This window comes from Pseudomonas sp. 5Ae-yellow, assembly GCF_014077575.1.
GTDB lineage: Bacteria > Pseudomonadota > Gammaproteobacteria > Pseudomonadales > Pseudomonadaceae > Halopseudomonas > Halopseudomonas neustonica.
Genome location: NZ_JACGWE010000021.1, coordinates 21,786 through 45,325, shown reverse-complemented (window position 1 = coordinate 45,325; position 23,540 = coordinate 21,786). Strand labels below are relative to the sequence as shown.

17 protein-coding genes are annotated in these 23,540 nt (G+C 56.9%); 14 read left to right on the top strand and 3 right to left on the bottom strand.

The genetic code is table 11. From position 1 onward, the window contains the following. Positions 1 to 252 precede the first annotated feature (252 nt). From H4J77_RS13195 to H4J77_RS13175, 5 genes are read left to right on the top strand one after another with little or no spacing between them, the layout of a single operon-like run. A complete protein-coding gene (locus H4J77_RS13195; protein WP_182248770.1) occupies positions 253 to 1,809 on the top strand; it encodes a cytochrome ubiquinol oxidase subunit I in 1,557 nt (518 codons plus the stop codon). Next, the gene (gene cydB / locus H4J77_RS13190; protein WP_177412350.1) at positions 1,809 to 2,948 is read left to right on the top strand and encodes a cytochrome d ubiquinol oxidase subunit II; all 1,140 of its coding nucleotides are present in this window, start codon (positions 1,809 to 1,811) and stop codon (positions 2,946 to 2,948) included. The genes H4J77_RS13195 and cydB overlap by 1 nt, the downstream gene beginning before the upstream one ends. 10 nt (positions 2,949 to 2,958) lie before the next feature. Then, positions 2,959 to 3,072, top strand: coding sequence for a cytochrome bd-I oxidase subunit CydX (gene cydX, locus H4J77_RS13185; RefSeq protein WP_123890335.1), 114 nt, complete (start codon positions 2,959 to 2,961; stop codon positions 3,070 to 3,072). Then, positions 3,050 to 4,768, top strand: coding sequence for a thiol reductant ABC exporter subunit CydD (gene cydD / locus H4J77_RS13180; RefSeq protein WP_310734978.1), 1,719 nt, complete (start codon positions 3,050 to 3,052; stop codon positions 4,766 to 4,768). Before cydX ends, cydD begins: the two co-directional genes overlap by 23 nt. Beyond that, positions 4,765 to 6,408, top strand: coding sequence for an amino acid ABC transporter ATP-binding/permease protein (locus H4J77_RS13175; protein ID WP_182248768.1), 1,644 nt, complete (start codon positions 4,765 to 4,767; stop codon positions 6,406 to 6,408). Before cydD ends, H4J77_RS13175 begins: the two co-directional genes overlap by 4 nt. Before the next feature lie 6 nt (positions 6,409 to 6,414). On the opposite strand, the gene H4J77_RS13170 is transcribed toward H4J77_RS13175, so the two are convergent. Both H4J77_RS13170 and H4J77_RS13165 read right to left on the bottom strand, forming a co-directional pair. Further along, the gene (locus tag H4J77_RS13170; RefSeq protein WP_182248766.1) at positions 6,415 to 9,699 is read right to left on the bottom strand and encodes a carboxyl transferase domain-containing protein; all 3,285 of its coding nucleotides are present in this window, start codon (positions 9,697 to 9,699) and stop codon (positions 6,415 to 6,417) included. Between the two features lie 2 nt (positions 9,700 to 9,701). Then, the gene (locus tag H4J77_RS13165) at positions 9,702 to 11,378 is read right to left on the bottom strand and encodes an AMP-binding protein (RefSeq protein WP_235869741.1); all 1,677 of its coding nucleotides are present in this window, start codon (positions 11,376 to 11,378) and stop codon (positions 9,702 to 9,704) included. 177 nt (positions 11,379 to 11,555) lie between these two features. Here H4J77_RS13165 and H4J77_RS13160 point away from each other — a divergent pair, with 177 nt between their 5' ends. After that, a complete protein-coding gene (locus H4J77_RS13160; RefSeq protein WP_182248764.1) occupies positions 11,556 to 12,503 on the top strand; it encodes a LysR family transcriptional regulator in 948 nt (315 codons plus the stop codon). Here H4J77_RS13160 and H4J77_RS13155 read toward each other — a convergent pair. Beyond that, positions 12,461 to 14,860, bottom strand: a complete 2,400-nt coding sequence (locus tag H4J77_RS13155) for a penicillin-binding protein 1A (protein WP_182248762.1) — start codon at positions 14,858 to 14,860, stop codon at positions 12,461 to 12,463. The genes H4J77_RS13160 and H4J77_RS13155 overlap by 43 nt on opposite strands. Positions 14,861 to 15,045: 185 nt before the next feature. Here H4J77_RS13155 and H4J77_RS13150 point away from each other — a divergent pair, with 185 nt between their 5' ends. The 8 genes from H4J77_RS13150 (at position 15,046) to H4J77_RS13115 (ending at position 23,364) form a co-directional block, all read left to right on the top strand. Further along, positions 15,046 to 16,110, top strand: a complete 1,065-nt coding sequence (locus H4J77_RS13150; RefSeq protein WP_123890323.1) for a pilus assembly protein PilM — start codon at positions 15,046 to 15,048, stop codon at positions 16,108 to 16,110. Further along, positions 16,110 to 16,688 (top strand): PilN domain-containing protein, encoded by a 579-nt coding sequence (locus tag H4J77_RS13145; RefSeq protein WP_123890321.1) that lies wholly within the window; start codon positions 16,110 to 16,112, stop codon positions 16,686 to 16,688. Before H4J77_RS13150 ends, H4J77_RS13145 begins: the two co-directional genes overlap by 1 nt. Further along, positions 16,685 to 17,308, top strand: coding sequence for a type 4a pilus biogenesis protein PilO (locus H4J77_RS13140; protein ID WP_123890319.1), 624 nt, complete (start codon positions 16,685 to 16,687; stop codon positions 17,306 to 17,308). Before H4J77_RS13145 ends, H4J77_RS13140 begins: the two co-directional genes overlap by 4 nt. Further along, on the top strand, positions 17,308 to 17,835 hold the full coding sequence (gene pilP, locus H4J77_RS13135; protein WP_123890317.1) for a type 4a pilus biogenesis lipoprotein PilP: 528 nt from the start codon (positions 17,308 to 17,310) through the stop codon (positions 17,833 to 17,835). Before H4J77_RS13140 ends, pilP begins: the two co-directional genes overlap by 1 nt. A 56-nt stretch (positions 17,836 to 17,891) precedes the next feature. Next, a complete protein-coding gene (gene pilQ, locus H4J77_RS13130) occupies positions 17,892 to 20,027 on the top strand; it encodes a type IV pilus secretin PilQ (RefSeq protein ID WP_182248791.1) in 2,136 nt (711 codons plus the stop codon). Between the two features lie 5 nt (positions 20,028 to 20,032). Further along, positions 20,033 to 20,542: a shikimate kinase AroK gene (aroK, locus tag H4J77_RS13125; protein WP_123890315.1), complete on the top strand. Its 510-nt coding sequence runs from the start codon at positions 20,033 to 20,035 to the stop codon at positions 20,540 to 20,542. Between the two features lie 174 nt (positions 20,543 to 20,716). Then, entirely contained in the window at positions 20,717 to 21,796 is a 1,080-nt protein-coding gene (aroB, locus tag H4J77_RS13120) for a 3-dehydroquinate synthase (RefSeq protein WP_182248760.1), read from the top strand. After that, positions 21,793 to 23,364, top strand: coding sequence for an AAA family ATPase (locus tag H4J77_RS13115; protein ID WP_182248758.1), 1,572 nt, complete (start codon positions 21,793 to 21,795; stop codon positions 23,362 to 23,364). The genes aroB and H4J77_RS13115 overlap by 4 nt, the downstream gene beginning before the upstream one ends. Positions 23,365 to 23,540 lie beyond the last annotated feature (176 nt).

Genomic DNA, 23,540 nt, shown 5'->3' with positions numbered 1-23,540 from the left:
GCCACTGCGACCCCCCGTCGCAGCGGCTTAGTAGCTATTGTTGATGCATGTCAATTAGCCAGCTGCGAGCGCGCTGTACTGTGATCCGGCACTCAATGTGCAAAGGCTTGCGCACTCGCGCCCAGCCCGCGGCTGACAAAACAGTCAAGGCTCCACGTTTGCCCTGAGACGGCTTTGTGCCGGGGGCTTGCCGGAGTACCAACCTGCTCTGACGGCCCTTCCTGAATTTCCGCACTGCTACGGAGCATGCAGATGGACATTGTTGATCTTTCCAGAATGCAGTTTGCCCTGACTGCCATGATTCACTTTCTGTTCGTACCGCTGACGCTGGGGATGGCTTTTTTGCTGGCCATTATGGAGTCGGTGTATGTGATGACCGGCAAACAGATATACCGCGATATGACCCAGTTCTGGGGCAAGTTGTTCGGTATCAACTTTGCTCTTGGCGTAACCACCGGCTTGGCGATGGAGTTCCAGTTTGGTACGAACTGGGCCTACTACTCGCATTATGTCGGCGACATCTTTGGCGCGCCTCTGGCGATCGAAGCCTTGATGGCTTTCTTTCTTGAGTCCACGCTTTTTGGTCTGTTCTTCTTTGGCTGGGAGCGCATGAGTAAGGTCAAGCATCTGGCGGTGACCTGGTTAATGGCGATTGCCACCAACCTGTCGGCGCTATGGATCCTGATCGCCAACGGCTGGATGCAATACCCGATTGGCTCCGAGTTCAATATTGAAACCATGCGCATGGAAATGACCAGCTTCGCGGAAGTGCTGTTGAATCCGGTCGCGCAGGTCAAGTTTGTACATACCGTTTCGGCTGGCTATGTCACCGGCGCCATTTTCATGCTGGCCATTTCCAGCTGGTATCTGCTCAAGGGGCGTGATCTGCCGTTTGCCCGTCGCAGTTTTGCCATTGCATCCGCGTTTGGTCTGGCCGGCGTATTGTCGGTCATCGTCTTGGGTGACGAGTCGGGCTACGAGGTCGGTGAGGTGCAGCAAGTGAAGCTGGCCGCAATCGAGGCGGAGTGGGAAACCCAGGAAGCGCCTGCTGCCTTTACCCTGTTTGGCTTGCCCAACGAGGAAACGCAGCACACCGATTATGCCGTCAAGATTCCTGCGGTACTGGGCTTGATTGCGACTCGCTCGCTGGACGAGCAGGTGCCCGGCCTGCGTGAGATCAAAGAGAACAACCTGAAGCGAATCGTGCGTGGGCAGCAAGCTTACGATTTGATGCAGCGTATTCGTGCCGGCGACAAATCTGCGACCACGCTGGAGGCCTTTAACGCGGTGCGCGATGACCTCGGGTTTGGTCTGCTGCTCAGTGGTTATACCGACGATGTGCTTAACGCCAGCCCGGAAGAAATCGCGGCGGCAGTAGAGGCGACCGTGCCCAAGGTCTGGCCGCTGTTCTGGAGCTTCCGTGTGATGGTGGGCTGCGGCATGCTGATGTTGTTGCTGTTCGCTTGCGCCTTCTGGCATAGCGCGCGGCGCACTCCGGATAAACCCAAGTGGCTGCTCAAGTTCGCCATATTCAGTCTGCCGCTGCCTTGGATTGCCTGTGAGACCGGCTGGTTTGTTGCCGAATACGGCCGCCAGCCCTGGGCCATTGGTGAAATTCTGCCAACCCATTTGGCGGTGTCGAGTCTGTCGGTTAGCGAAGTGTGGTTCACGCTGATTTCCATCGCTGTGCTGTACACCATCTTCGTGATTATCGAGGTATGGCTGATGACCAAATATGCACGCAAGGGCCCGTCCAGCCTGCATACCGGTCGCTATGACCTTGAAACCACCCATGTACAGGAGGCTTGATCATGGATTATGAAGCGCTGCGGTTTATCTGGTGGTTGCTGATTGGTGTGCTACTGATTGGCTTTTCGGTCACCGACGGGTTTGATATGGGCGTGGCAGCACTGCTCAAGGTCGTGGGCAAGAACAACGACGAGCGCCGTGTCATGATTAACACCATAGCCCCACACTGGGATGGCAACCAGGTCTGGCTGGTGACGGCAGGCGGCGCGCTGTTCGCCGCCTGGCCGACAGTCTACGCCGCTTCGTTCAGTGGCTTCTATCTGGCCATGATGCTGACGCTATTTGCACTCTTCCTGCGCCCGCTGGCGCTGGAGTATCGCTCCAAGATCGACAATGAGCAGTGGCGCAGCCGCTGGGACTGGCTATTGACGCTGGGCTCTGCTGTGCCAGCGCTGATCTTCGGTGTCGCCTTTGGCAACCTGTTGCAGGGCGTGCCCTTCCAGTTCGATAACCTGTTGCGACTGGACTACACCGGCAATCTGCTGGGCTTGCTCAATCCCTTTGCGTTGCTGGCCGGCGTACTGAGCCTGCTGATGTTCGTCAATCACGGTGCAGCCTATCTGCAACTCAAGAGCGAAGGGCAAATCAAGGCGCGCAGCGAGCGCATCGCCAGTCTGCTGTCGCTGACCTGTGCCGTACTCTTTGTGCTCGGCGGTGTCTGGCTGTGGCTGGGGGTCGACGGTTACCAAGTGGTCAGTGTGATTGACACCAACGGTGCCAACCATACGACTGACAAGGTAGTGGAAGTGGTATCGGGTGCCTGGTTCAACAATTATGGCAAGCAACCGCTGCTGTGGCTGGTGCCGGCGCTGGGTGTTATCGGCTTCGTATTGTGCTCGCTGTTCAGTCGCTTGACCTGGCACGTGTCGGCCTTTGTCAGCTCGGCTTTGGCGATGGCGATGGTGCTGGTTACCACTGGCATCAGCATGTTCCCCTTCGTTATGCCGTCATCCTTGATGCCTAATCACAGTTTGACCATGTGGGATGCTACCGCCAGTGAAACCACGTTATCGATCATGTTTGTGGTGGCCTGTGTGTTTGTACCGCTGATTCTGGCCTACACCGCCTGGGGTTATTTCGTGATGCGCGGCCGCCTGAATGAACAGCAAATTCGCGACAACACTCACAGCATGTATTAAGGAGAACGCAATGTGGTATTTCGCTTGGATTCTGGGTGTGCTGCTGGCTTCGTCTTTCGCCATCGTCAACGCGATGTGGTTGGAACTCAACGGCTACGTGGGTGAAGAAGATCAGACCGACTGAGGCCTCTCGCGGCGGCGTACAGCACTGGCTGCGTCAGGTGCTGGCGCCGCACAAGCCACTGCTGAACGCTGCGCTGATGCTGGGATATCTCTCGGCCTTGCTACTGGTGTGGCAAAGCTGGTTGCTGGCGCTATTGTTCTCCGATTGGCTAGTGGCGTGGCAGCAGCTAGGCGCCGCCGCGCTGAACGTCAGTCTGTTGCGCGATCTTCTGCCCTGGTTGCTGCTGTGTCTGCTGCTGCGCCCGCTGTTGCAGTATGGCCGCGAACGGCTCTGTCAGCAGGCCAGCCTGCGAGCGCGTAGCGGACTGCGTGAACAGTTGTTGGCACAGTTGGCGGCGCTGGGGCCAGGAAGGCAGGCGCTGGGCGCCGATGCTGTGTTGGGCAGCCGCCTGCTGGAGCAGGTTGATGCGCTGGATGGTTATATCAGCCGCTATCACGTGCAGCGCTATCTGGTGGTGTTGGTGCCGCTTACGCTGCTGCTCTGCATTTTCTATTACAGCCCACTGGCTGGCATCCTGATGCTGGTTACGGCACCGCTGGTGCCGCTTTTTATGGTTTTGTTGGGTAAGGCGGCCGCCGCTGCCAGCCAGAAGCAGTTTGTTGCCCTGGCGCGTATGAGTGGCCGCTTTATGGATTTGTTGCGTGGTTTGAAGACGCTTCAGCATCTGCAGGCGGTACCGCAAGCCGAGGCTGAGGTTGCCCAGGCGGCCGAGCACTACCGTGCCGGCACCATGGGCGTGCTGCGTATGGCCTTTTTGTCTGGTGCGGTACTGGAGTTCTTCTCTGCGTTGGCTATCGCGCTGGTGGCGCTTTACCTGGGCCTAGGTCTGCTGGGCATACTGCCCTGGGCCAAGGGCAGTATTCCGGTGCCTTACCAGGGCGCCTTGTTCATTCTGCTGTTGGCGCCCGAGTTTTATAACCCGTTGCGTCAGTTGGGCTCGGACTATCACGCCAAGGCCGAAGCCGAGGCCGCACTGACCGAGCTAATGCCGCTGCTAGAGCTGCAGGTTTGGCAGCATCCGGGGCAGCAGCCGTTGCAGTTGAGTGCGGCGCCGTCATTGGCGTTTCACCAGCTCGACATAGCCCAGCGCCTGGCACCTTTCAACTTGCAGCTGGCTGCGGGTGAGCGAGTAGTGCTGCAGGGCGCCAGCGGCAGTGGCAAGTCCAGCCTGCTGCAGGCCGTGCTCGGTTTTCTACCCTACGGCGGTGAGATTCGCATCAATCAGCAGTCGCTGCTGACACTGCGGCGCGCAGATTGGCATCAACAGCTCGGCTTCCTGTCACAGCAGCCACAACTCCTGCACGGCAATCTGGCAGACAATCTGCGTCTGGCGGCCCCCGAAGCCAGCGACGCGCAATTGGTCGCGGTACTGGATCAGGTCGCCCTTTGGCCGCTTATCCGCCAGCTACCCTTGCAGCTACAAACGCCCATGGGTGAGCGTGGGCTGGGTTTGTCGGGTGGTCAGCTGAGCCGATTGGCACTGGCGCAGCTGTTGCTGCGTGACACACCGGTCTGGCTGCTGGACGAACCTACAGCCCACCTTGATCCGCAAACAGCTGCGCATATCAACGCGTTGCTGGAGCGCCTCAGTCAGGGGCGCACTGTGCTGTTGGTCAGTCATGAACTCGGTGGCCTGGAGTGGGTGGACCGGGTCGTCAGTCTGGATGCGCCCAGCGTAACGCAGGTGACAGCATGAATCGGAAACTGAACTCGATACGGCTGCGCGGCTTGTTGCGTAGTCGTATGGGTGAGTGGAATCTGGCGCTGTTTCTGGGGGGCTGCACCCTGTTTGCTGCCATCTCGTTGCTGGCAATATCCGGCTGGTTTATCAGCGCGGCGGCACTGGCGGGTTTGACCACTACAGCGGCTTACGGCTTTGACTATTTTCGGCCGGCGGCACTGATTCGTCTTTGCGCCATTGTGCGCACTGGTGGACGCTACGCCGAGCGGCTGGCATCGCACCACGCAGCACTCGGCTTGCTAAAGGATTTGCGCATCAGCCTGTTCGCCCGTGTCGCGGGACGCGGTCACAGCTCAGTGACCCGCTCCAGCAGCGCTATGCATCGTCTGGTAGCGGATATTGATCTGCTCGACTTCTTTCCCCTGCGGGTGGTCGCGCCCTGGTTTTGGGCGTCGCTGTTAACCGCGGTGTTGCTGGGTGGCTGTTATCTATTGGCGCCTTTGCTGGCGTTGACTGCGCTGCCGGGTGTGCTGCTGGCCTGGTTGCTGTTGCCCTTGCTGGCGGGGCGGCACGCTGCTCGACTGGCACGGGCCGACGTCGGGCTCGCCGAGCAGCGGCGCATTCTGTTGCTGGATAATCTGCAGATGCTGACCCCGCTGCTGCTTTGGCAGCGTTGGTCGGCACGTCAGGCGGTGTTTGCTGGTGAAGATCAGCGCTTCAGCGCGCAGCGCCTGCGACAGCAGCAATGGGGCAGCCTGATTGCTGCGGGGCAACAGCTTGGCTTGTCCTTGAGTCTGCTGGGTATGCTCTGGCAAGGCGGCTTGCTGGTGCAGGCTGGCGAGCTTAGTTTGCCTTTGTTGTTGGCGGCGGTGCTGGGGCTGTTGGGCTTGACGGAGGTGCTGTTGCCGCTGGCGCAGAGTTTTATTGCATTGGGGTTGAGCCAGGCCGCACGCGACCGGCTTAACCAATTGACCAGCGAGCCGGCTAGACAGACAGAGCAGGGCGCGGCAGCACTGACTGAATTGCGCAGATTGAGTCTGAGTGGTTTGAGCGCACGGCACGAAGGAGCGCTGAGCGGTCCGCACCAGGTTGATCTGCAGCTGAAGGCGGGCGACGTACTATTGCTGAGCGGCCCCTCCGGTTGTGGCAAGTCTACCCTGCTGGAGGTGCTGGCCGGCGAACCGCTGGCCTATAGTGGCGAGCGCTTGTTGAACGGCAAGGCATACGAGCACTGGCAGTGGCGCTCCGTCATCGGATACCTGCCGCAACAGCTGGACATATTCGATATGACGTTGGCAGAAAACCTGCGTTTGGGACGGCCCGTGGCCACAGACGACGAACTCTGGGAAGTACTAGAGGATGTCGCCTTGGCGGATTGGGCGCGTGCTCGGCCGGCGCAGTTGAACACCACGTTGGGCGAGTATGGCGCGCAAGTCTCCGGCGGACAGGCGCGGCGCATTGCGCTGGCGCGACTGCTGCTGGCGCAGCGCCCGTTGTTGTTGCTGGATGAGCCCTTTGCTGGCCTGGATGCCGCTACCCGCGAGCAGGTATTGGCCGCGCTGTTGCGGCGCCAGGCGAGCGGCATGCTGGTGATTGTCAGCCATCAGCCGCTGGAGCTGGAACAGGCTCAGCGGCTGCAGCTGACGATGAACTAAGCCGGATTACCAGGTATCCACGAACGGCCGAGTGCCTTTGCGGCGTGATTCAGCAGGCGCGGCGTTGAGGCCGCGCAGCAGCCAGTCACGCGTTTCCAGTGGATCAATCACGGCGTCTATTTCCAGGAAGCTGGCCATGCTGATGCCCTTGCCGCGGGCGTATAGCTCAGCCACCATCTTGTCGAAAAACGCCTGCTGTTCTTCGGGATCTTCCAGCGCTGCCAGTTCCTTGGCATAACCCAGCCGCACCGCACCTTCGAGTCCCATGGCGCCGAACTCGCTGCTTGGCCAGCCGATGGTAAACAGCGGCGCGTGGAAGCTGCCGGCGGCCATCGCCTGTGCGCCCAGCCCGTAGCCCTTGCGCAAAACCACAGTGAAGAACGGGATACTCAGACTGGCAGCGGTGACGAACATGCGCGAGACATGTCGCACAGTCGCCTGCTGCTCGGCGTCTGGACCGACCATGAAACCGGGGGTGTCGCACAGCGATACCATGGGCAGCCCATGCGCCTGACACAGCTGCATGAAGCGCGCCGCCTTGTCACCGGCCACCGCATCGATAGCGCCACCCAGATGCATGGGGTTATTAGCAATCAGGCCGAAGGGTTTGCCTTCGATACGGATCAGCGCGGTAATTAGCCCCGGCGCGAACTGTCGGCGTAATTCCAGTACCGAGCCGGCGTCGGCCAGCTTGTCGATGACTTGGCGGATGTCATACACACGCAGACGGTTTTCCGGTATCAGGTGGCGTAGCTCGCGCTGGTCGGCGCACTGCCAGTCAGGTGTGTCGCCCTGAAAGTACGAGAGGTATTGCTTGGCCACCTGAGTGGCGGCGGCTTCATCCGCCACTACCACATCAATCACGCCATTAGGGCTCTGCATGCTGACCGGGCCGACTTGCTCGGGAGTAAAGCGGCCCAGGCCACCACCCTCAATCATCGCCGGACCAGCCATGCCAATGGTGGCGTTTTCGGTCGCAATGATCACGTCGCAGCAACCCAGTAGCGCGGCGTTACCGGCAAAGCAGCGGCCGGATACCACACCCACGGTCGGCACCATGCCGGACAGGCGCGCCATGCGCATGAAGGTGGTGCAATCCAGGCCAGCCACGCCGACCTTGTCGATATCGCCAGGGCGACCGCCACCGCCTTCGGTGAAGAACACCAGCGGCAGCTGCCATTGCTCGGCCAGCTCCAGCATGCGGTCGGTTTTCTTGTGGTTGGTGACGCCCTGCGTACCGGCAAATACCGTGTAGTCGTAGGACAGGGCCATGCAGCGCGCGGCTTCAGCGCCAAATTGCGCGGCGTTGATGGTGCCAATGCCAGTGATCAGGCCGTCAGCCGGGCTCATCTCCAGCAGCTCTTCGTGGCTGCGGCGCATGCGCTGCGCGGCCAGGGCAAAGCCGCCGTATTCCATAAAGCTGCCGTCGTCGAGCAGATCCGCCAGGTTCTCCCGCGCGGTGCGCTGGCCGGTCTTACGGCGCTTGGCGACTGCTTTGGGGCGGCGCTCGTCGGTCAGGTCAGCCTGTCGCTCCAGTACTTCGTGTAGATCCGCACGAATGTACTCCAGATCAATGGCTTCTTCGCTCAGCTGTTGGTCAGCCGCCACCTCGGCAGGCTCAAGGTAGAGCAGGGCGCTGCCCTCAAATAGACCCGCGCCGGGCTCGATCGCCAGCGCACGAACAATGCCGCTCTGTTCAGCCTTGACCACAAACTCCATCTTCATGGCTTCGAGTACCGCGACCTGCTGGCCGGCGGCGACGGCGTCGCCAATGGCCACATCCAGGCTGACCAGTACACCCTGCACGGGGGATTTGAGCGGCTCGGTTCCTGCGGGAGCGGCTATCGCCTCTTGCTGCTCGGTGCCTGCCGTCTTGCCGGCGCTGAAGTAGCGATGTGGGTGCGCGCTGGATTGGTTTGCGGTCAGCTCCGAAGCATGCGCCTCGATGAAGCCGGTACTGACATCGTTGGCCTTGACGGCTGCATGCTGCAGCAGGTTTTGCAGAAACTGCAGGTTGCTGCTCACCCCTTCCAGACGGAATTCGCAGAGAGCGCGGTAGGCGCGGCGCAGCACGCCAGCGTAGTCGTCATCGGCCTGCACAATCAGTTTGGCGATCAGCGAATCAAAGCGAGGGCTGGTGGTGTAGCCGCTATAGCCATAGCCGTCTACACGTACGCCGGGGCCGCTGGGCGGCTCGTAGGCGCTCAAGGTGCCACCTGCGGGGCGTGCGCTACCGTCCTCACCCATGCTCTCCAGGTTAACCCGTAGCTGTACGGCGAAGCCTGATGCGGCGGGTATCTGCGCCTGCTGCAGTCCCAGTTCGGCAAGGCTGGCGCCCGCGGCAAGACGAATTTGGGTTTGTGCCAGATCAATGCCGGTGACGGCTTCGGTGACCGTGTGTTCTACCTGAATACGCGGGTTGGCCTCCATAAACACAAAGTCGCCCGCGTCTTCATCCAGTAGAAACTCTACAGTGCACAGACCGCGGTAGCCGACGGCTTGGGTAAGGGTTCTGGCCGCAAGCAGCAGTTGCTCGCGGACACCGGCGTCGAGCGATGGGGCGGGGGCGATTTCCAGCAGTTTCTGATTGCGCCTTTGCAGGGTGCAGTCGCGCTCCCAGAGATGGCTAACCTCTTCGCCGTCGCCGATGACCTGTACTTCGATATGCCGGGCACGGGTAATCAGGCGCTCGATATAGAGCGACTCATTGCCAAACGCGCTTTTGGCTTCCGAGCTGCAGCGGGCAAAGGCTTCGTCCAGTTCATCCAGATGACGCACCGCGCGCATGCCACGTCCGCCGCCACCCGCCAGCGCCTTGAGCATCACTGCAGCACCCTCACCGAGTGATTGCATAAATTCGCGCGCTTGCTCCAGTGAGGTGGGTTCGTTGGTGCCTTGTACCAGTGGCACACCCTGCTGCAATGCCAGTCGCCGTGCGCTGGCCTTATCGCCGAAGGTCTCGAGTACCTCAGGCGCCGGGCCGATAAAGGTGATGCCCGCGGCCTGGCAACGGCGGGCAAACTCGGCGTTTTCGCTGAGAAAACCGTAGCCTGGGTGAATGCCATCACAGCCCTGCGCCTTGGCAGCGCTGATTAACTGCTCCATATCCAGATAGGCGGCGGCGCCCTGGCCCGTGAGGGCGATGGCTGAGTCGGCACGGCGTACATGTAGCGATTCGGCATCGTCTTCGGCGTAGACCGCGACGCTGGTGATATTCATCTCTGCCAGTGCGCGGGCAAGGCGGATGGCGATTTCGCCGCGGTTGGCGATCAGTACGCTGTTGAATGGCATGCTTAGTTGATCCAATCCTGTAGTTCCTGTTTTTTGACCTTGCCGGTCGCCGTCATGGGTAATGTATCCACCAGGCGGATCTCCGGCACCTTGAAAATGGCCATGGCGGACTTGCACCAGGCGTGCAGTGATTCGGCGCTGCTATTGCTGCCGGGCTTGCAGATAATGAAGGCCACGGGCATTTGCCCGCGCTGCTCATCAGGTCTGCCGATCACCGCTGAAGCAAGGATGTCCGGGTGCTGGCCAAGCATGGCTTCCAGTTCGCTGGGGAATACGCTCATGCCGTTGACCTTGAGCATCTCCTTGCGCCGCCCAAGATAACGAATGAAACCCTGTTCGGTAATCACGCCGCTGTCACCCGTATGCAACCAGCCATCGCGCAGCGCCTCGGCACTGGCCTCGGGTTTGTTCCAGTAGCCCTTTAGCAGTGAAGGTGTGCGTACGCACAGCTCGCCTTCGCTACCCAGTGGCAGCAGGTCGCCAGTGGCAAAATCGCAGACTTTGAACTCGGTGCCGGGCACCGGCAGGCCAACGAAAGTCGGTGCCGATTTGAGATCGAAATTATCTTTCTGCAGGCCTGCAGTAAAGGTATCGCAGGTATGGGTTTCGGTCATTCCGAAGCTGGTTTCAAACAGGGTGCAGCCCGTCAATGCGCGCCAGCGCTGTCGATACTCGGGCGTCAGCTTCTTGATGAAAGAGACGCAGCTGGTCGTTTCCAGCGAGCTTAAATCAAATTCGCTAACCTGCGGGTGATCGAGCACCTCGGAGGCGCTATCGACCAGCAGTCCGGTCTGCTTGACGCGGTAGTGTTGCACCGCGCTCATGAAGGTCAGGGCATCCCAGCGTGCCAGCAGTACCAGCGTGGTACCGGCGAAGACCGGATAGAGCAGGCCGGCATTTTCACCGGCAATCCAGAACTCGGGCATAAAGTTCAGGCTGATGCGCTCCGCATCAAGCCCGAGTGCAACCGGCAGGAAGCTGGCGCAGGTGTAGAGCATGTCGCCGTGGGTATGAATGCAGCCCTTGGGCAGTCCGGTGGTGCCGCCGGTGTAGTTCAGCGCAGCGATATCATCGAGGTTCAATTCGGGCAGGTTGTCTGCCGGTGCAATAGTCTGCAGGGCAGGCAGCATGTCGATGCTATCGGTGATCGGCAGTTTGGGCGCCTGCAGCAGATCGGGCACCGGGATGGGCGGCTGGGCCGGGCAGAGTTCGGACAGGCTGGTGCTGATCACCAACTGCAGGCTGGTCTCTGCCCGAATGTCGCGCACGACCGGTAATAACTGATCAAAGCAAACGATGGCATTGGCGCCACTGTCGTTTAGCTGATAGCTCAACTCCATACCCTTGGCCATCGGGCTAACGGGCGCATGAATGGCGCCGGCCTTGAGGATGCCGTAGAAGGCGATGTGCAGCTGCGGGCAGTTGGGCATGAACACCGCAACCCGGTCGCCAGGATTAATCCCTTGTTGATACAGCAGGGCGGCAAAACGATTACTCAGGTCGTCCAGTTCGGCGTAGCTGAGTTGATGGCCATAAAAATGAATGGCGGTTTTATTCGGTGACTTTTTTGCCCAGTGTTGCAGGTAACGAGTCAGCGGTTGCTCGCCCAATGGATATACCGGCTCGGTGGGCGCGTCGGAGGGCCATGCGGCCTGCTGCAGGGCGCGTAAAGTGGTCAAGTAATCGATTTCCTGCATCTTATTGCCCTCGGTTATTAATTGTTGTGTTGTGCAGCTTAGGCTTTAGAGGCGCTGGTATGAAGCGAAGCTTATTCATCTATAATCATGAATAAGCTTCATATGTTGTCGTTTTAATCGTCTTCATTGTGCTTCATCCGGGTTTAAAGGCTTCTTGTTATGAATGAAATGAATGCTATTCCATCGATTGCGCGCATGGATCTGAATCTGTTTCGGGTCTTCGAGGTGGTTTTTCGTGAGCGCAGTCTGACGCGTTCCGCAGCGGTTCTGCATGTCAGTCAATCTGCAGTGAGTCACTCATTGGCGCGCTTGCGCGAGCAGTTCAGTGATCCGCTGTTTGTGCGTGAAGGGCGCGGGGTGACACCCACGGCGTTGGCCCTGCGCCTGGCGCCAGTAATCAGTGACAGCCTTGCGCGCCTGCAGCGCAGTCTTGATGGGCTACAGGACTTCGACCCGCTGCGGGATGAGCGCACGTTCACTTTGAGCCTGCCAGAGCAGTTGGAGCTGGTTTTATTGCCACCCCTGCTGGCTCATCTGCAACGCTGTGCGCCCAGATGCAAGGTGCGTACGGCGGGTTTGCGCTGGTCTGAATTGAAGCTTGAGCTGGCAGCGGGGCGGATTGATCTGGCGGTGCAGATAGCACGTCCGGTTGACGCCAACTTGCGGCAGATGCAGTTGCTGGCTGAACCTTTATGCGTGGTTGCAGGCCCCGGGTTTGAGGGCGATCTGACTACTGAGCGTTATCTGGCCGCCGAGCATATTGCGGTGGCCTCATGGCGTAGAGGGTTGTCTTACGAGGATTTGGCGTTAGGGCATATGGGCTTGATGCGACGAGTAGTTCACCGCTGCCAAAACTATCAGGCGGCGAGCCTGGTGGTTGCACAGAGCGATCTGTTACTGACGATGTCCAGGCGGCATGCCGAGCTGACTAACGCAGCGCTGGGTACGCGATTACTGGACATGCCACTGCCATTGCCTTCCATCGGCCTCAACCTTTACTGGCATGAGGCCGCGGAGCACGATCCGGTTAATCGCTGGCTACGTCAGCAACTGTTGACGCTATCTCAGAACAGCTCAAGCGGGGTAGAGGCGCCGCCGCTGCCATAGCCACCCAAGCCGAGCTCGCTATATGGTGGTGGTGCGTCTTCCTGCTTGAATATTTCCATGAACGCGTTTCTGCTGCCTGGCGGTGCGCTGCGCCCTGTGTCGGCGTCGATGCGCGCCGTAACCATGCCTCTGGGCATGCGTAGCCTTTCCTCTGGAACGCCTTCCAGTGCAGGGCCCATGAACTTCATCCAGATTGGTAATGCCGCAGTGCCGCCAAACTCCCGACGTCCCAATGTGCTTGGTTGGTCAAAGCCAACCCATGCCGTTGCCACCAGCCCCGGGTTGAAGCCGGAGAACCATGCGTCTTTTTGCTCGTTGGTGGTACCCGTCTTGCCCGCCAGGTCATTACGGTTCAGTGCACGGGCACGCACACCCGTACCCCGCCGGATGACATCGCGCAGCATGCTGTTGAGCTGGTAAACAGTGCGCCCATCTACTACGCGCTCTGCTTTTTCAACTTCGGGTGCCGGGCCTTCGGGCTTGCGCAGATAATACGCATCAAGTCTGGCTTGCTCCTGCTCCATTTGCGCTGGTGTAACGGCCGGACGGGCATAGTCGATCAGCTCAGCGTAGCGGTTTTCGATACGATCGATCAGGTAGGGTTTAACCGCATAACCGCCGTTGGCGAAGGTGGTGTAACCCTGAGCAATTTGCAGTGGCGTTTGCTCGGATGTGCCGAGGGCGGCTGAAAGGTGGCGCGGCAGTTCCGACTTGGAGAAACCGAAACGCTCTATGTAGGTCATGGCATGGTCTACGCCAAGGTCCTGCAGTAGGCGGATGGATACCAGGTTACGTGAACGGTACAAGGCTTCGCGCAAACGGATCGGGCCAAGAAAATCGCCACCCGAGTTTTTTGGGCGCCAAATGGAATCCAGATAGTCGTCGACGAAAACCAGGGGGGCATCGTTAACCAGACTTGCGGGTGTGTAGCCATTGTCCAGCGCGGCGCAATAAAGGAATGGCTTGAAGCTGGAGCCGGGCTGCCGACGGGCCTGGGTTGCGCGGTTGTAGTTGCTCTCGACAAATGAGAAGCCGCCAATGAGCGCTTTGATGCTGCCATCCTGCGGGCCAAGTACCACCAGAGCACTCTGTGCCTTGGGCAGTTGAGCGAGCCGATACTGATTTTCACCCTCAACCGAGCTAACGCGGATTATATCGCCGGGCTTGAGCACATCGGCTGGTTTGCCGGGGCGAGGCCCCATGCCGTTGGCGCTCAAATAAGGCCGAGCCCACTTCATATCATCCCAGGCAATGGTCCCAGGCGGGTCACGGCGAAATACCAGTTCTACATCATTGTCATTGACGGCGCTAACGAGCGCAGGCTCAAGGCCGCCAAGACTCTGGTAGTTGTTAAGCAGGCTGACGCCCTGTTCCAGGGTGATATCTGGATTTCGCGCCTCAGGTCCCCGGTAGCCATGGCGTTGGTCATATTCCTGCAGGCCGCTGCGTAGCGCGTGGTTGGCCAAGTCCTGCATCTCGCTGCTGACCGTAGTATAAACGTTGTAGCCTTGGGTATAGGCTTCGTCGCCAAAACGTTCAACCATTTCCAGTCTGGCCATTTCAGCAATGTAAGGCGCTTCCATTTCCGGATTAGCACCATGGTTGCTTGCGGTGATGGGTTTGGCTACTGCGGTCTCGTAACTGGCCTGGTCAATGTAGCCCAGCGTAAGCATTCGTCGCAGAATCCAGTCCCGTCGCTCTTTAGTCCTCTCAGGATTGGATATCGGGTTATATCGTGACGGTGCCTTGGGCAGCCCGGCAATCATGGCGAGATCTGCGAGCGGTAACTCGCTGATGGACTTGCCGTAGTAGACCTGTGCTGCAGCCTCGATGCCGTAGGCACGGTTGCCCAAGTAGATCTTATTGACGTAGAGCTCAAAGATTTCCTGCTTGGTCAGGTTGCGCTCAATTTGCAGTGCCAGCAGGATCTCGTTCAGCTTGCGCGAGAATACCCGGTTGCTGGACAGGAAGTAGTTTTTGGCGACCTGCATGGTGATAGTGCTGCCACCGGTTTGAATGTGGCCGGTCTGTATAAGCTCTGCAGCAGCGCGTACCAAGCCTGCTGGGTCAACGCCATGGTGATGAAGGAAATTATCGTCCTCGGCGGCCAGTAGAGCGTGCACAAATGTGCTCGGCACCTCATCGTAGGTAATTGGGAAGCGGCGCATCTCACCAAACTCTGCAATCAGCTTATTATCTGTGCTATATATCCGCAGTGGTGTCTGCAGCTCAACGTCCCGAAGGGTGTCTACGTCTGGTAAAGCCGGACTGAGATAAAGTGCGACGCCACTAAGCACCATTACTGGGGTGCAAGCTAGTGCTAAAAGTGACCAGAATATAAATTTTAATAAACGCATAAGGGATGCGGAATTCCCTGAATAATTAGAAAGTTAGCAGTATGGCTGCTCTTCGAAGGGTGTAGCAGGGTGCATTATAAGCGTATTTTTTTTGATTTAGCTATTTGCGCTTGTACAAGTACTGTTATTTAATGTAGGAAAACATAAACCGTCCGTAAGTGTCGGATGCTGATAGGAAATTGGCTGTGCTAGGGCTCATAAAGAAAAAAGCGAATACGCTTCTGGGTATCGATATCAGCTCCACAACCGTGAAGCTGCTCGAGCTTAGTCGCTCAGGCAACCGCTACAAGGTCGAAGCCTACGCGGTTGAACCTTTGCCATCCGGCGCGGTGGTTGAGAAAAATATTGTCGAACTCGAAGGCGTTGGCCAGGCGTTGGAGAAAGTGCTCGCGCGCTCTCGCTCCTCGTTGAAGCAGGCTGCCGTCGCTGTGGCAGGTTCGGCCGTGATCACCAAAACCATCGAGATGGATGCTGGTCTGGATCCGGATGAGATGGAAGAGCAGATCAAGCTCGAGGCTGATCAGTACATTCCTTATCCGCTCGATGAAGTCGCTATCGATTTCGAAGTTCAAGGTGTCTCCCCTCGTAATGCCGAGCGCGAAGAAGTGCTGCTGGCAGCCTGCCGTCGAGAGAATGTTGATATTCGCGAAGCTGCGCTGGCGCTAGCCGGGTTGACCGCCAAAGTGGTGGAAGTCGAGGCCTATGCGATGGAACGGGCATGTGAGCTGGTTATCCATCAGCTCGATGCTGGTGATGATGGGCTGACCATTGCCGTGATTGATATCGGCGCTACCATGATGACGTTGAGTGTGCTCAGTCAAGGGCGGATCATTTATACCCGTGAGCAGCTATTTGGCGGTAAGCAGCTGACCGACGAAATTCAGCGGCGATATGGCTTGTCGCAGGAAGAAGCAGGCTTGGCCAAGAAGCAGGGCGGCCTGCCTGACGACTTTGAAAGTGAAGTGCTAGGTCCGTTCAAGGACGCAGTGGTGCAGCAGGTTTCTCGTTCGCTGCAGTTTTTCTTCGCTGGCGGTCAATACAACGACGTGGACTACATCCTGCTCGCGGGTGGTACTGCCTCTATCCCAGGTCTTGATCAGTTGGTTCAGCAGAAGATCGGCACAACAACCCTGGTTGCCAACCCATTCGCAAACATGACCCTGTCGAACAAGGTTGATGCTGTGGCGCTGAGTAATGATGCGCCTGCATTGATGATTGCCTGTGGTCTGGCAATGAGGAGTTTTGACTAATGGCTCGCATTAACCTTTTGCCTTGGCGCGAGCAGCTAAGGGAAGAACGAAAAAAGGAGTTTTTGACCATTCTCGCGCTGGTAGTCGTCTTTGCTGGCGCTTTGGTCTTCCTCGGTGATCGTCACCTGAACGGCAAAATTGAGCACCAGAAAGCCCGCAACGCTTTTCTTCAGAAGGAGATCACTCTTCTGGAATCGCGTATCAAGGAAATCGAAGAGTTGCAGGCCCGCCGTACTCAGTTGCTGGATCGCATGAAGATCATTCAGGATCTTCAGGGCAATCGTCCCATTATCGTCAGGGTATTTGATGAGTTGACTCGGACCTTGCCGGACGGCGTCTATTTTACATCTGTCGCCATGAAGGGGGCTTCTGTAAGCATCCAAGGTGGTGCCGAGTCCAATAGTCGTGTATCCAAATTGATGCGTCAGATGGATGCCTCTGATTGGCTGGTTTCACCAAACTTGACGGCAGTGCGAGCGGTTACTTCTGGAGCGCTTGATCAGGCTAACGTCTTCGAGCTGACAGTGAAGCAAACTGAGCCGCGTGCCAGTGCCGCTGAGGGAGAACAGCAGCCATGAGTCTTTCGCAATCGATTGAGAGCTTGAAGAAGGTTGATTTAAATAACCTGGACTTCAACAACATTGGTTCCTGGCCCGGCGCACTCAAGGTGATTGTTTGTGTGCTGGTGTTTGTCGTGCTGCTGCTGTTGGGCTATCAGTTTCATCTGAAAGACCTCCAGTCAGGCCTGGAGCGGGTAGAGTCGCAAGAGGTTACGCTGCGCAAGGAGTATCAAGATAAGTCGTTTCGTGCCGCCAATCTGGAAGCCTATAAGGAGCAGCTGGCAGAAATCGAGGAGCGGTTCAGCGGCTTGCTGAAGCAGTTGCCGAAAGACAGTGAGGTTCCTGGTCTGCTGGAGGATATTACACAGATGGGCCTCAATAGCGGCTTGGAGTTTGAGTCGATTACTCTACAGCCTGAAGTGGCACAACAGTTTTACGTTGAGCTGCCAATTAATATCGTGGTTCGGGGCAGTTACCATGATCTCGCGACTTTTGTTAGCAGTGTTGCAGGTTTGCCCCGCATCGTGACGCTCAATGACTTTGTGATCGAGCCGATTAGTGCGGACAATCCAGACCTTCTGACAATGAATATTGTGGCCAAGACTTATCGCTACAATGATGCAGGAGGCCAAGAATAATGATTAACAAGAACCTAACCTGCATATCGCTTCTCGCCATATTTGGTTTGGCGGGGTGTGGTGGTAATGAGTTTGCTGATCTGCAGCGCTTTATGGATGAAACGCGTGCCAGACCAGCCGGGAAAATCGAGCCTTTACCGCGCTTTGAGCCCTATGAGGCTTTCACTTACAGCGCAGCTTCTTTGAGAAGTCCCTTTCAGCCGCCCATTCGCATAGATCTAACCCAGCGTCAGCGTGGCTCTCAGGACATTAAGCCGGACGAGAATCGCGTAAAGCAGTTTCTTGAAGGCTTTAATATTGAAAGCTTCGAAATGGTTGGTACTTTGAGCAATAACAACGGCATGCAGGCCCTTATTCAGGGTGCTGGAAGTGTGCATCGAGTCAAGGTTGGTGACTATCTGGGGCGTAACTATGGCCGCATTACGGGGATTCAGGATAACCGGGTCGACGTGGTCGAGATCGTGCCGGACGGTGAAGGGGGTTGGTTGGAGCGCCCGCGGACTCTCAGCTTGCCTGAGCGCGGATAGGTCAACCAGGGAGAGATAATATGAACTGCAAACAGTCACGCGTGGAACGCAAGCAAATGCCTCTAACCAGAAAACTATCGTTGGCAGCCGCACTCGCGCTGCTGAGCCCATTGGCCCTGGCCGCAGATTTACAGAAGATGGACGTTGCGTCTCTGCCGGGTGATCGCGTTGAGCTGAAGCTGACGTTTGATGAACCGGTTAACGGGTCGCCTAAAGGTTATACCATTGACGAACCAGCTCGTATCGCCTTGGATTTGCCGGGTGTTAAGAACAAGTTGGGTGAGCGTAATCGTGAATTGGGACTGGGTAACGCCCGCAGCGTTACCGTCGTAGAGGCGAACGATCGTACTCGTCTGATTATCAATCTGGCCGATTTGGCACCTTACACAACGCGTGCTGAAGGCAATAGCCTGTTCGTGCTGGTGGGTGGCGCTCCTGTAACCTCCACGAATGCCTCCGCCTCCGAAACAGCTATCGCGCGCAATGGCAATTGGCGTGCTGAATCTGAGCCTGCGGTCTCCAGCGCAGCGTCTTCGGGGCGTGCCATTAGCAGCCTGGACTTTCAGCGCGGCGCTGAAGGTGAAGGTAACGTTATCGTTGATCTGACCGATCCCTCAATCCGTGTGGATGTTGAAGAGCAGGGTGGGCGAGTCAAGCTTAACTTTCCAAATACTCGCTTGCCTGATGAGTTGCGAGTCCAGTTGGATGTTAAGGACTTCGCTACGCCGGTTAACTTTATCAACGCGTCCAGCAACGGTAACAATGCCAGTATCGTTATTGAGCCAACTGGCCAGTATGAGCACTTGGTTTATCAAACGGATAGTCGCCTGACAATTAGCTTTAAGCCACTTACTCGTGCAGAAGTGGATCAGCGCCGTGCTGACTCCTTCACTTACTCGGGTGAGAAGTTGTCGCTGAATTTTCAGGATATTGAGGTTCGCTCGGTGTTGCAGTTGATTGCGGACTTTACTGATTTGAACCTGGTTGCCAGTGACACTGTGCAGGGAAGCATTACCTTGCGCCTGCAGAATGTGCCTTGGGATCAGGCATTGGATTTGGTTCTGAAAACCAAGGGCTTGGATAAGCGCCAAATAGGTAATGTATTACTGGTTGCGCCAGCTGACGAGATTGCCGCTCGCGAGCGTCAGGAGCTGGAGTCGCAGAAGCAGATTTCAGAGTTGGCTCCGCTGCGTCGTGAGTTAATTCAGGTGAACTATGCTAATGCTCAAAAAATTGCGGACTTGTTTCAGTCTGTAACTGGGCAGGACGTGGATAGCCAGAGAGGCTCGCTAACCGTTGATGAGCGTACGAATAGCATCATCGCGTTGGAAACTCAGGACAAGCTTGACGAGCTGCGCCGTATTGTCACCCAGTTGGATATTCCTGTCCGACAGGTAATGATCGAAGCTCGTATTGTTGAAGCGAGTGTCGGTTTTGATAAGGCGCTCGGCGTTCGTTGGGGAGGGAGCTTGAATCTGGGTAGCCGATTTAATGCATTCGGTAAAGATACTCAAACATCTATCGGTGATGCTCCAGATTTTGCTCCTGAAGGCACGAGTACAGGCGGTTACTACGGTGTAGCTGAACGAGATCCGAATTCACCCTTTGTAGATATGGGTGTGATTGGCGCCACCTCAGGAATTGGCATTGGCTTTATCACTGACAATGCTATTCTCGATTTGCAGCTTTCAGCGATGGAGAGCACCGGTAATGGTGAGATCATCTCTCAGCCTAAAGTTGTGACTTCCGACAAGGAGACGGCAAAGATCCTCAAAGGTTCAGAGATCCCTTACCAGCAAGCTAGCTCAAGCGGTGCAACGACCACCTCTTTTGCAGAAGCTGTGTTATCACTTGAGGTGACGCCTCAGATTACGCCAGATAATCAGGTAATCATGGAAGTGGTAGTAACCAAGGATGAGCCTGATTTTACCAACCAGGTTAATGGTGTTCCGACCATCAGGAAGAATGAGGTCGATGCGAAAGTCCTAGTAGCTGATGGTGAGACGATCGTAATCGGTGGTGTTTTTAGCAGCGATACACAAACTTCGCAGGAAAAAGTTCCTTTCCTTGGCGATTTGCCGATATTGGGAAGAGCTTTCCGTCGCGATGTGACTGCAGAAAGTAAAAGCGAGCTGTTGATCTTCCTCACTCCGCGCATTATTAACAACGGCGCCATTACCCTTGCAAGATAATGGGCTTGAATAACGTTTTTCTGGTAGGCCCGATGGGGGCAGGTAAAAGCACCATCGGGCGTCTTCTTGCCAAGGAACTCAAATACCCGTTCAAGGACTCTGATCGTGAGATTGAGGTGCGAACGGGTGCGGATATTCCCTGGATCTTTGATGTTGAAGGTGAAGAAGGCTTCAGGCAGCGTGAAGAGGCTATGATCGCCGAGCTCGTGCAAGAAGACGGGATAGTGCTCGCTACCGGCGGTGGCGTCGTTATGCGTGATGCAAATCGCTCTGCATTGGCGGCACATGGCTTAGTGGTTTACCTGCGTACCAGCGTCGAACAGCAATTGCAGCGCACAGCTAAAGATCGGCAACGTCCCTTGTTGCAGACTAGCGATCCGGAGAGCGTTTTGCGTGACCTGATGGCCAAGCGCGATCCGCTTTATATGGATATAGCTGACCTGGTGATAGAGACAGATCAGCGTGGCCCCAAAAACGTAGTCAACACCATAGTGACCAAGTTGCTGGAGGGATAGCTCGCACCTGGTGTGCGGGCTGGATGCCTTTCGTGCTTGATTGATTGCATTGCCCTTTAAGTAGCTCACTTCTCCCTGATCTGATTTCTTCGCTTTAAAGGCTTTTGCGTGGGCGGCATATCCGCGCGAAGGCCGTATGTTGTATGCTTCGCGAACGCTAGAGGGAGAAGTTGGATGCAGTGTTTGAATGTCGATCTTGGTGACCGTAGTTATCCTATTTATATAGGGTCGGGCCTTTTTGAAAAGCCTGGTCTTTTGGCGTCGCACATCAAGGGCAAGCAGGTTTGTATCGTCACCGACGATACGGTCGCGCCTCTTTACCTGGATGCCCTGGAATCGGCTTTGAGTGGTTACAGGATCACCAGAGTAATATTGCCTACGGGCGAGGCGTTCAAGAACTGGACTACCCTGCAGCAGATATTTGATGCGCTGCTGACTGACAGACATGATCGCAGGACTACCTTGATTGCATTAGGTGGCGGCGTAATAGGTGATATGACGGGGTTTGCCGCTGCGTGCTATCAACGAGGTGTGGATTTCATTCAGATACCCACGACTCTCCTATCTCAAGTTGACTCGTCAGTAGGCGGGAAAACCGGCATTAACCACCCTGCCGGCAAAAACATGATTGGTGCTTTCTATCAGCCCCAAGCGGTATTGATCGATACCGCCAGCTTGCAAACGCTTCCTCCGCGTGAGGTTAGCGCGGGCTTGGCGGAAATCATCAAATACGGCTTTATTCGTGATGCTCATTTTTTGACGTGGCTAGAGTCCAATATGCCGCGCCTGCGTGCGCTTGATCCCGGTGCAGTGACTGAGGCGATTGAGCGCTCCTGTTCGATTAAAGCCGAGGTGGTGGCGGAAGACGAGCGAGAGGGCGGTGTGCGCGCGCTGCTGAATTTTGGGCATACCTTTGGCCATGCCATCGAAACGCATCAGGGCTATGGCGTTTGGTTACACGGTGAGGCGGTAGGTGCTGGGATGGTCATGGCGCTGGATCTTTCTGCGCGTATGGGCTGGATTGGTTCTGACGAGCTTGCTCGCGGCAAAGATATAGTTGCCTCGGCGGGCTTGCCGGTGACACCTCCCCAAAGCATGTTGGCAGCAGACTTCAGGCGTCTTATGGCGGTAGACAAAAAAGTGCTGGATGGGCAGCTACGCTTGGTTCTGCTTAAGGGGCTGGGCGACGCGATCGTAACCGCGGATTTTGATACAACGGCACTATCAGACTGCTTGGCGATGTCGCCAGAATGACGTCAAACAAGGAAGAGGGTTTCACCTCAATGAACGAAATCGACCGGTTGCTGGATTATTATCAGTTCAGCCACGATCCCTTTGCTCCTCGTACGCCGGGCTTCAAGTTCTTTACGCCGAAGCGCAAGCCCGTTCTAGCAGAGCTGCATCATCTGGCTCGCTATAGTAGCCAAATGCTCGTGGTTACGGGGCCAGAAGGTAGTGGCAAAACCTTGTTACGCCAAGCCTTGGTCGCCAGCAGTAACAAGGAGAGCGTGCAATGCGTTGTGCTGTCTGCGCGCGAATTTTCCGCTGAAGATGCCTTGCTGGGTTATGTCTGCCAAGCGGTCAATGCCGACGGCCGTGATGTTGGAAGCCTGTTGGATAAGTCGCAGTCTAGCGACGCTGTAGGTATTCAGCTTTATCTGGTTATTGACGATGCGGAAGCGTTGGAGCCATCTGCTCTCAGTATGCTTACTGAAATCGCCGAAGCGGGTCAGACCGCCCCTCGCGTGTTTTTGTTTGCGGATGCAGAGCTAATCGCGCCTGCATTAGAGTCGTTGCAGGCATCTCCGGAAGACAGTGCGTTCCACCTTGCTGCGCTGCAGCCGCTTGATCTGGATGAGACTCGCGATTACCTCGGGCAGCGCCTCGAAGGGGCTGGTCAAGGCATTGAGTTGCTGTCAGATGAGCAGATTGCTGCTGTCCATGATCAGTCGGGAGGCTGGCCGGGCGCTATTAATGAAGCAGGTCGTCGGATTATGCTCGAATCCATGGAGCAAGCACCTCTGGCTGCTGCCGAGCGGGCCAAGCGCGGTGGGCTGCCGATTGGTACTTTGGCCGCATTGGCCTTGGTAGCGCTGGGTGTGGGCGTTGCATGGTACATGGGCGATCAGCCCAAAGAACCGGAAACGACTGTTTTGGCGTTGCCTGAGCCTATCCCGGAAGTGCGTTTGAATGGGGATGCTGAGCTTGAGAGTCCCGTGCCGCCAACTGCACCGCTGCCTGCGGGTAGTGATATGGCGACAGGTGTTTCGCCTTCTCCCGTTGCAGAAACTGATGATGCTGATGTTCCAGAAGTAGTTGAAGCTGCCCCCGCGCCAGAGCCAGAGCCAGAGCCAGAGTCGCCGCCGCCAGTGGTTGCGGCAACAAGCGCTGCTGAGTCTGCAGCGAGCAGCCCACCGGTCGCTCCGGTCGCTGCTCCAGCGTTGCCTGCTCCAGCGAGTCCTGCGGCTACTGCTGTTGCTGCGAGCAACGATCCGCCCAAGGCAAGCTCGGTAGCTCAAGGCAGCACAGGCGCGCGTCAGACACCGTGGTATCGAGAGCAGGCCGCCAGCCGCTATGCGATTCAGCTATTGGGGACGCGCGCCGAGCAGTCGGCGGTCAGCTTTGTTGAAGCGCACGCGCAGCTAAATGATATTGGTTACTTCGAAACAACCCATCAGGGTGCTCCGTGGTTCGTTGTTACTCAAGGTAGCTATGGCGGCCGCCAAGCCGCTCAGGACGGAATTGCTGGCTTGCCGCAGGCATTGCGCAACAGTAAACCTTGGCCGCGCAGTTTCGGCGATATCCAAAAGTCGCTGCGTTGATTTCAGAGGGCAGAGACGTCGATTTGATGGCGTCTCTGCTTCGCTGAAGAGGGCTTGGATCAGTGTTTGAATTAGCGCTATAGTAAAGCGCAAACTTGCCTATTTACGACATTTGAATATGCGAATGCGGCATGCTGGCCTCAAAAAAAATTGTGGCCAGGTATGTCGCTGTGTAC